Genomic DNA, 8,840 nt, shown 5'->3' with positions numbered 1-8,840 from the left:
CCGCGAAGCGGCGGCGGACCGTGACCTCATCCGCCGGCTCCAGGTCCGGCATGGCGGCGGCGAGGCGGCGGCCATCGGCCAGCGTCACGATCACCTCCGCGGGCTGGCGGGCCGGGAAGGCGGCCGTGGCGGCCGGATCGATCTCGAGCCGGACCAGGGCGATGAGGCGCATCAGCTCGGGCGAGGCCGGCAGGGCGAAGTGTTGCTCCTCCACGGCACCGTGCAGCAGCGCGGCGGCCACGCAGAAGGCGATGCTCATCTTGGCCTGCAGCACGCGTTGGAACGGCCCCTGGCCGTCGCAGCCCGGATAGCGCACCGCCGCCTCCGAGGCGCGGACGATGATGCCGGTGACCGTGGCCGGGTCGAACGCGCCCGCCTCCCGCAGCAGGCGCAGCGCCGCCTGGGCCGGGGTCTGCGCGAAGTTGCACAGCGGCAGCGCCTTGCGGAACACCAGCTCCACCTCGGCCGTGGCGCCGTCGAAGAGCGGCAGCCCGGCCGGCGGCTCGGCGCCGGCGGCGGCGATCAGCCCGGCGGGGCCGTCCAGCGCCATGGCCGATCCCTCCGCCCCGCCTGCCGCCAGGGCGAGCACCACCAGCGCGTTGCGCGCTCCGAAGCCGGGGTGGAAGAACATCTCGTCGCCACTGTCACGCGGCCATTCGTTCAGCCCGCCGGCGATGTTGGCGGCGAGCGAGAGGGCCGAGGCCGCCTGCTCCGGCGCCAGGCCGACCAGCCGCGCCCCCGCCGCCACGGCGGCCAGGGGGCCGGTCCAGCCGGTCGGCCGCCATTGCCGGCTGAAGCGCGGATTGACCAGCACCCGGCCCAGCCGGGCACCGACCTCGTAGCCGACCGCCGCCGCCTCGATGAAGGCGGTGCCGCTCACCCGGCGCTGCTGCGCCAGGGCCAGCAGGGTGGGCAGCACCACCACGCCGAAATGGCTGTTGGCCCCGGCATGCATGTCCTCCCGCACCAGCCCGTGGCCGGCGGCGGCATTGGCAAAGGCGGCGGCGCCCGGGGCGGCGCGGCGGGACAGGCCCAGGATCGTGGCCTCCCCGGGCTCGGCCAGGGCCATGGCCTGCGCGGCGCGGCTGGGCCGGCTGTCGCGCGCCGCGAAGGCGCAGGCCAGGAAATCCAGCAGGCACAGCTCCACCGCCGGCGTGACGCCGCCGGGCAGGCGGGCGGCGAGAAGGTCGCGGGCGAGGCCCGGGGTCAGCGGCGGGCGCATCAGTACATCACCATGCCGGCATCGGCGACGATGGTCGCGCCATGCAGGTAGGAGGCGCGGGGCGAGAGCAGCCAGGCGATGACCTCGCCGATCTCCTCCGGCGTGCCCAGACGGCCGAGGCTGGTCATGCCCTCGATGCGCGTCCGGATCGCCGGGTCGGCCAGCGGCGCGGCGGCGAAGGGCGTGTCGATCATGCCCGGCGCCACGGTGTTCACCGCGATGCCGCGCGGGCCAAGCTCGCGCGCGGCGGATTTGGTCAGGGTGATGACCGCGCCCTTGCTGGTGGCATAGGGGGCGGTGCCGGCCAGCCCGCCGCCGCGAATCCCGGCGACGCTGCCCACGGTGCAGATCCGCGCACCGCGCGCCATCCGCTTCGCCGCCTCGCGCAGGCAGAGGAAGGTGCCGATGACATTGACCTCGTTGACCCGGCGGAAGGTCTCGGCGGTGCTGTCGAAGAAGGAGGTGGTCTCGTAGATGCCGGCGCAGGTGGCGAGCGCGTCGATGCCGCCGAGCGCCGCCTCGGCCTCGGCGATGGCGCGGATCACCGCCGCCTCGTCCGCCACATCCACGCCGATGACGGGCTGGTCCCCGGCGACGGCGCGCGCGGCCTCGGCATTGCGGTCGAGGCAGGCGACGCGCCAGCCCTCGGCGACGAGGCAGCGGACCGTGGCGGCGCCGATGCCGCTGCCGGCGCCGGTGACGATGGCGCGACCGCTCACGCCGCACTCTCCTTCGGCGGCACGTCAAGCCGGACGGCGATGCCCTCCAGCGCCGGCGAGACCGCCGGGTAGCGCCGCATCACGTCCGGGTCGTGGCCGGGGACGATATGCGCCGGGCTCGGCGCCGCGGCGTAGAGCAGCTGCTGGCTCTCCAGCATGTCGGCCACGTTGACGCAGGTGGGGAAGGGCCGGCCCTTCTCCATGTTCTCATAGAAATGCGTGACGTCGGAGGCGAGCACCACCGGCCCGCGCGCCGTGTTGACGCGGACGAACTGCAGCCCCGCCGAATGCCCCGGCGCCGGATGCAGGGTGATGCCGGGTGCCAGATCCACCGGCCCCCTGTACAGCCGCACCCGCTCGGCGAAGTTCAGCCGGACGATGCCGACCACGTCCTCCACCTCGAAGGAATGCCGCAGATGGCCGAAGCGCATGTGCCGGCCGCAGGTGAAGTGCAGCTCATCCTCCTGCAGATGGAACTGCGCGGCGGGAAAGCGGTGGAAATTGCCGACATGGTCGTAGTGCAGATGCGTCAGCACCACGTCGCGCACGCTGTCCACCTCGACATCGAGCAGCCTCAGGCTGCCGATCGGGTCGCGCAGGAGGGTGCGCCCGCGACGGGCCGCCACCTCGGCGGTGAAGCCGGAATCGACGACGATGGTGCGGCCATCGCCGCGGATCAGCCACAGGAAGTAATCCATCGGCATCGGCCCGTCATGCGGATCGCCGCCGATGAAATGCTCGGAGCGCTTCGCCTCGCGCATGGCGTAGCGGAGCGCGAAGACCTCATAGGTCGGTTGCTCGGTCATCCTCTGTCCTCATGCCCCCAGATAGGCTTCGCGCAGGGTCTTGTCGGCCAGCAGCTCGGCGCGCGTGCCGCGCATCACAACCTCGCCGGTGGAGAGCACATAGCCGCGGTCGCAGATCTCGATCGCCTCGATGGCGCGCTGCTCGACGATCAGCACCGTTAGCCCTTCCTCGCGGTTCAGGCGCTGAACGGATTCGAAGATCGTGTCGACGATGGTGGGCGCCAGGCCCATCGAGGGCTCGTCCAGCATCAGCAGCCGCGGGCGCGAGGCGATGCCGCGCCCGATGGCCAGCATCTGCTGCTGCCCGCCCGAGAGCGATCCGGCGAGCTGCTGCCGCCGCTCCGCCAGCACGGGAAACAGCGCGTAGCACCGCTCCAGGCTGCGCCCCGCCTCGCGCCCGTCGCGCAGCGCCGTGGTGCCGAGCTGCAGGTTCTCCTCGACCGTCAGGTCGCCGAACACCTGCCGCCCTTCCGGCACATGCGCGAGGCCGAGATGCGGGCGCCTGGCCGGGGAGAGACGCTCGATCGGCTGACCCTCCAGGCGGATGCTGCCGGCGGCCAGCGGCACGACGCCGGAGATCGCCTTGAACAGCGTGGTCTTGCCGGCGCCGTTCGGGCCGATGACGGCCACCACCTCGCCCGCCGCCACCTCCAGCGACACGTCGCGCAGCGCGACCAGCCCGCCGTACCGGACCTCGATCCCCTCAAGCGCCAGCATGCTCGACCCACCTTTTCCCGAGATAGGCCGAGACCACCTCCGGGTCGCGCACCACCTCCGCCGGCACCCCCATGGCCAGGTTGCGGCCCCGGTCCAGCACGACGAAGCGCGTGGCCAGCCGCACCATGGCGGTCATGGTGTGCTCGATGATCACCACCGTCATGCCCTCGGCGGCGAGGCGCCGGATCTGCCGCATCATCACCTCCACATCGGCGCTGGACAGGCCGGCGAAGCTCTCATCCATCAGGATCAGCTTCGGGTTCGAGGCCAGGGCGCGCGCTAGCTCCATCAGCCGCAGCTCGCGGTTGGTGAGCTGCGAGGCCGGCACCAGCGCGCGGTCGGCGAGGCCGACACGACCCAGCATGGCCCGCGCCGCCTCCAGCGCCGCGCGGTCATCGGCATGCGCGCCGAAGGCGCCGACGACGACATTCTCCAGCAGGGTGAGGCGCGGGAAGGCACGCACCGTCTGGAAGGTGCGGGCGACGCCCAGCGCGCTGACCTCCTGCGGCGCGCGGCCGATCAGCTCCACGCCCTCCAGCTTCGCCGAACCCGTGGCGGCGGCGCGGACGATGCCGTTCAGCACGTTGAACAGCGTCGTCTTGCCGGCGCCGTTCGGGCCGATGATGCCGAGGATCTCGCCGCGCCGCACCTCCAGCGACACGTCGGACAGCGCGTGCAGGCCGCCGAAGCGGACGTCGATGCCGCGCACGACGAGGAGCGGCTCGCCCGGCGCCTCCCTGTACTCGGGATGCGGCACCGCCGCTTCCTCGGACGGCGCGCCGTGGTCGGCCGGGACGCGCCCGCGGGGCGCGAGATGGTCGCGCACCGCCCAGTAGATGCCCTGCGGCCGGAACAGGATGACCGCCATGATGGCCAGGCCGAAGATGACGCCCTGCATGCCCGGCAGGCGGCCGCCGAAGGTGGCGTTCAGCAGCTCGGCCGCCGGCACCAGGATGATGGCGCCGATCAGCGGCCCCCAGGCGGCCCCGAGCCCGCCGAACATGGAGACGATCAGCGCCTGCGCCGAGGCCAGCATGCCGAAGACGGAGAGCGGCGTGACCACCAGCACCGTGGTCGCGTAGAGCCCGCCCGCCAGCCCCGCCATGCCGCCCGAGATGGCGATGGCGATGAGCTTGACGCGCAGGGTCGCGATGCCCGCGCATTGCGCCGCCAGCTCGTTCTGGCGAATGGCGAAGAGCTGCAGCCCGAGCCGCGTCCGCTCGATGCGCAGGCAGATCCAGAGCGCGGCGCCGAGCGCGGCCAGCACGATCAGTGGCATGATGCGGGGGTCGGAGAACTGCATGTAGCGCAGCGGATGCTCCCGCTCCAGCGGCAGCGCCACCTCCGACCAGCCGGCCCAGGTGAAGAGCGGGATCAACGCCAGAGGATAGGCCAGCATGGCCAGGCTGAAGTAATGACCCTTGAGGCGGAAGGTGACGGCGCCGATCAGCAGGCCGAGCGCCGCGCCGACCACCGCCCCGAGCGGGATGCCGATCCAGGGCGTGATGCCGAGATCGTGCGACAGGATGGCGACGGTATAGGCGCCGCCGCCGAAGAAGGCGGCATGGCCGAAGCTGACCAGCCCGGCATAGCCGCCCAGGATGTTCCAGGACAGGCCGAGCATGGCCCAGATGCCGACGAAGCAGACCAGCAGCAGCTCGTAGCCATGGATGGTGAAGGTCACGGCCACGCCGCAGAGCAGCAGCACGGCCAGCGCCGCGAGCTGGCGGCCGGGAGGGCTCAGGAACTGCATCAGGCGCGCTCCACGCTGCGGCCGAACAGGCCCTGCGGCCGGATCAGCAGCACCGCCAGGAAGACGACGAACACCGCCGTGTTCTGCAGCTGCGCCGGCAGCACCAGGGTCGAGAGCTGCTGCACCAGCCCGATGATCAGCCCGCCCAGGAAGGCGCCGCCGACGCTGCCCATGCCGCCCAGCACCACCCCGGCATACATGATGATGACGAAGTCGAAGCCGCTATAGGCCTGGAACGGATAGAAGGTGGCGACGCAGACGCCGGCGATGGCGGTCAGCGCCAGGCCGATGCCGAAGGCGGTGCGGAAGGCGCGGTCGACATTGACGCCCATGTAGAGGGCGGCGATCGGGTTGCTGGCCACGGCGCGCAGCTGCCGCCCGATGCCGGTGCGCGTCATCAGCAGGATGGCGAGCAGCACGGCCGCGACCGCCATCAGCGCCGAGAACGCGCGCGCCTGGTTGATGAAGAGCATGATGTCCCCGCCGAGCAGCTCCAGCGTCCAGGACTGCGTGCCGGCGTCGCTCGGAATCGAGACGGGGGAGGAGCCGAACAGCATCAGCCCACCATTCTGCAGCACCAGCGAGAGGCCGAGCGTCAGGATGAGCTGCCCGGTATGGCCGGCATCGGCGGTGTCCACCGCGCGCGCGCCGGAGACGCGGCTGACCAGCGCCCAGTGCGTCAGCGCGCCCAGGCCGTAGAAGACCAGCGCCGCCGCGCAGGCCACTGCCATGGCCGTGGCGAAGGCCCAGGACCGGCCCGGCGCGAACAGCGCGACGCCGGTCAGGCCGAAATACATGGCCAGCATCATGAAGTCGCCCTGGGCGAAGTTGATCACCCGCATGATGCCGAAGATCAGTCCCAGCCCGGCGCACATCAGCCCGTAGAGGCAGCCGAGCAGCAGCCCCGCCGCGAGGATCTGCAGCAGGGCCTCGATCTCACCCGTGTAGCCCATCGTCGCTCAGCCCGGCCGCGGCCAGGACAGTTCCGCCTCGGCATCCGCCTCCGGCAGCACGGTCAGAGGCTTGCCGTTCTTCCATTGGAAGACGGCCGGCACGGCATCGGCGCGGCGACCGTTCTTCTCGAAGCGCAGCCGCTCGCCCAGGAAGAACCTCGCCGGGCCCTCGGTCGTGTCGGTCGCCAGCAGCGCCGCCATCAGCGCATCGCGGTCCGCCTTGCCGGCGCGCTCCAGCGCATCGGCGATGAGCGCCACATGGCCGTAGAGCGAGAGCGTGTCCTGGATCAGCCAGGGCTCGCCCGAGCGCTTCATCAGGTCGGCGTTGAGCGCCGCCTGCCGCTTCGAGGTCCAGTTGCCGGCGACGCCGATGACGCCTTCCAGGTAGTTGGCGCCCATGTTCTTCAGCATCTCGGGCGTACCGAAATTGGCCGAGGGCGCGATCACCGGCACCTTGCCCTGGCCGAGGCCGAACTCGGTCAGCGTCTGCAGCAGCAGGCGGGAATCCGAGGTGGCGGTGGTGCCGAGCAGCACGAGGTCCGGCCGCGCGCGGCGCAGGCGCTGGATCAGCGGCGTGGCGTCCGAGAGCGGGACGCTGAAGTTCTCGTCCATCACCGTCTTCAGGCCGAGCTTCTCGAAGCCGCCCTCGCGCAGCGGCTTCATGTTGGCCTGGTTGACCGCCGTGTCGTCATTGATGCAGGCGATGGTCGACGGCTTCTTGCCGGCGACCTTGCCGGCCAGGGCCAGCAGCGGCTCCAGCGCCGCCGGGATGATCCGGCTGGACGGCGGCGAGGAGGCGAGGACGTAGTGGAAACCGCGGGCGGTGATGGTGTCCGCCCAGGAGAGGGTGATCCAGGGCAGCTTGGCGCGCTCCGTCACCTCGGTCGCGGCCAGGGTGAAGGAGGAGGCCCAGGCGCCCATGCCGGCAAGCAACTCGCGGTCCGCCGCCAGGCGCTGCGCCGCCGAGGTCACCTGCTCGACGTTGGCGCCGGCATCGGCAATCACCAGCTCCAGCGTCGCGCCGCCCAGCGCCTTGATGCCGCCATTGCGGTTCACGTCCTCGACGGCCAGGGTGGCGCCGGTGCGCATCAGCTCGCCCTGCCGCGCGAAGGGGCCGGAGAGCGGCGCCAGCAGGGCGAGCCTGATGGGCGCCGATTGAGCCCGCGCCGTGCCATGAACGATGGCGGGCATGGCCAGGGCGGTGCCGAGCAGGCCCCGCCGGGTGATGGTCGTCATGGACGTCTTCCTCCAGACCGGACTTGGCGCCGGTTCCTGCATCACACGCGCTGCTGATCCTCAGTGAAGAGAGCCCGCTGTCCAGGGCGTCCCGACCTCTTCCCCTGCCCGGCGCGGCCGGCGCAACGGCGCGGTCCGGACATGAAAGGCGGGGTTCAGGCGGACGGGAAATCCGCTGAACGGGCCAGAGAGCATGGCTCCGGCCAGGCCGTGTGCCTGGACATGGTGTCTTCCTTCCGGATTGCGGCGAGCCTAGTCCGCCACCTTGAAGACCGTCAATATGACAATATTTGCGCCATCAGCCATGATCGGACAATGTTGCCGCATAAGAAATTCAACATTATCAATTTTCTAGATTAAATTCAGGGTTATCAGCCCGGATTCCTGACAAAAGGAATGGAAGATTGTCGGGCGATTCCCGGCCAGGCCTTAGTGCCCTGAGGGGGCTTCCGTTCCGAGAGGCAGCGGGGTACCCGCCGCGTCATAGCCCGGCACGTCCTGCCGGATGCGGGCGGAGAAATCCTCCGCTTCCCCGGCCCGCCGCGCCCGCCTGGTGATGCACCCGCGGCGCCGCAGCTCCGCCACCGTTTGGCCCGGCGTCAATCCGCCCACCGCGTGCAGGTAGTCCGGCAGATAGCCGGAGCACAGCAGCCGCCAGTCGAGCGGCAGGCCCCGGATGATGCGGCGGACCATCTCATACACCATGGTCGTGCAGTTGGCGGTCAGCGTGTTGTAGAAGCGCGGCCGCGCCTCGATCGCCCGCGCCGTGTCGAGATAGGCGAGGAACAGCGAGCGCATCGCCGCGCGCGGCATCAGGACGCGGTAGAGATAAACGTCCTCGCCCCGCGCATTGGTCCTGAGCGCCAGGATATCCCGCTCATCGGCCGCCACCAGGCAGGCCTCGAACTGCCGGAACAGCCCGCCCAGCGCATGGAAGGCCTCGCCCCGCTTGCGCCGGATCTCGATGGAGAAAACGACGTGCCGCCCGTCCCGGAAGCCGAAGGAGACCAGGGTGTGCGCGATGGCCGGACCCATCCAGTAGGACAGGACGGCATCGACGCTGACCAGCCCGTCGAGATCGTAGCTCCGGCTCTCCCAGCGGGGCGTGAAATCCGCGGCCGAGCGCCAGGTGAAGTTGCGCAGGTTGTGCAGCGTCACCCTCTCGCCCGCCCGCTCGGCGCGGAGCAGCCGCGCCACGTCCTCGGCCCAGACACGGTCATGGCTCGGACGCAGCGTGAACCACCAGAGCAGCAGCGCGGCGAAGCCCAGCGCATAGCCGCCGAGCGCGGGCCCGGGCACGCCGGCCCAGGCGGCGGCCACCGCGGTCAGCCCCAGCCCGAGCCAGCCCAGCGCCATCGCCCGGCGCCAGCCTGGCGCGGCGGCGGGGCCGCGGATGGCCCGCGCCGGGCAGGCCCAGGCCCGCGACAGCAGGGC

The 8,840-nt window shown here is 71.4% G+C and carries 8 protein-coding genes; all 8 read right to left on the bottom strand.

Features of this window, described 5'->3' with window-relative positions; genetic code table 11:
* Positions 1-1,222 (bottom strand): MmgE/PrpD family protein (locus ACVMLK_RS18015; protein WP_457487176.1); only part of this gene is annotated, 1,222 nt, incomplete at its 3' end.
* Positions 1,222-1,941 carry an SDR family NAD(P)-dependent oxidoreductase gene (locus ACVMLK_RS18010; protein WP_457487175.1) on the bottom strand — a complete coding sequence of 240 codons (720 nt, stop codon included), beginning with the start codon at positions 1,939-1,941 and terminating at the stop codon, positions 1,222-1,224. The genes ACVMLK_RS18015 and ACVMLK_RS18010, both read right to left, overlap by 1 nt.
* Entirely contained in the window at positions 1,938-2,747 is an 810-nt protein-coding gene (locus ACVMLK_RS18005) for an N-acyl homoserine lactonase family protein (RefSeq protein WP_457487174.1), read from the bottom strand. Before ACVMLK_RS18005 ends, ACVMLK_RS18010 begins: the two co-directional genes overlap by 4 nt.
* 9 nt (positions 2,748-2,756) lie before the next feature.
* Complete coding sequence (locus ACVMLK_RS18000) at positions 2,757-3,464, bottom strand: ABC transporter ATP-binding protein (RefSeq protein ID WP_422924457.1); 708 nt, start codon at positions 3,462-3,464, stop codon at positions 2,757-2,759.
* A complete protein-coding gene (locus ACVMLK_RS17995; protein WP_457487173.1) occupies positions 3,451-5,217 on the bottom strand; it encodes a branched-chain amino acid ABC transporter ATP-binding protein/permease in 1,767 nt (588 codons plus the stop codon). The genes ACVMLK_RS18000 and ACVMLK_RS17995 overlap by 14 nt, the downstream gene beginning before the upstream one ends.
* The gene (locus ACVMLK_RS17990) at positions 5,217-6,170 is read right to left on the bottom strand and encodes a branched-chain amino acid ABC transporter permease (RefSeq protein ID WP_198364687.1); all 954 of its coding nucleotides are present in this window, start codon (positions 6,168-6,170) and stop codon (positions 5,217-5,219) included. The genes ACVMLK_RS17995 and ACVMLK_RS17990 overlap by 1 nt, the downstream gene beginning before the upstream one ends.
* 6 nt (positions 6,171-6,176) lie before the next feature.
* Positions 6,177-7,406: an ABC transporter substrate-binding protein gene (locus tag ACVMLK_RS17985; protein WP_198364686.1), complete on the bottom strand. Its 1,230-nt coding sequence runs from the start codon at positions 7,404-7,406 to the stop codon at positions 6,177-6,179.
* A gap of 429 nt (positions 7,407-7,835) precedes the next feature.
* The coding region (locus ACVMLK_RS17980; protein ID WP_457487172.1) for an Lnb N-terminal periplasmic domain-containing protein at positions 7,836-8,840 on the bottom strand (1,005 nt) is incomplete at its 5' end.

Source organism: Teichococcus aerofrigidensis, from assembly GCF_054073225.1.
This window is presented reverse-complemented; position numbering and strand designations above follow the sequence as displayed.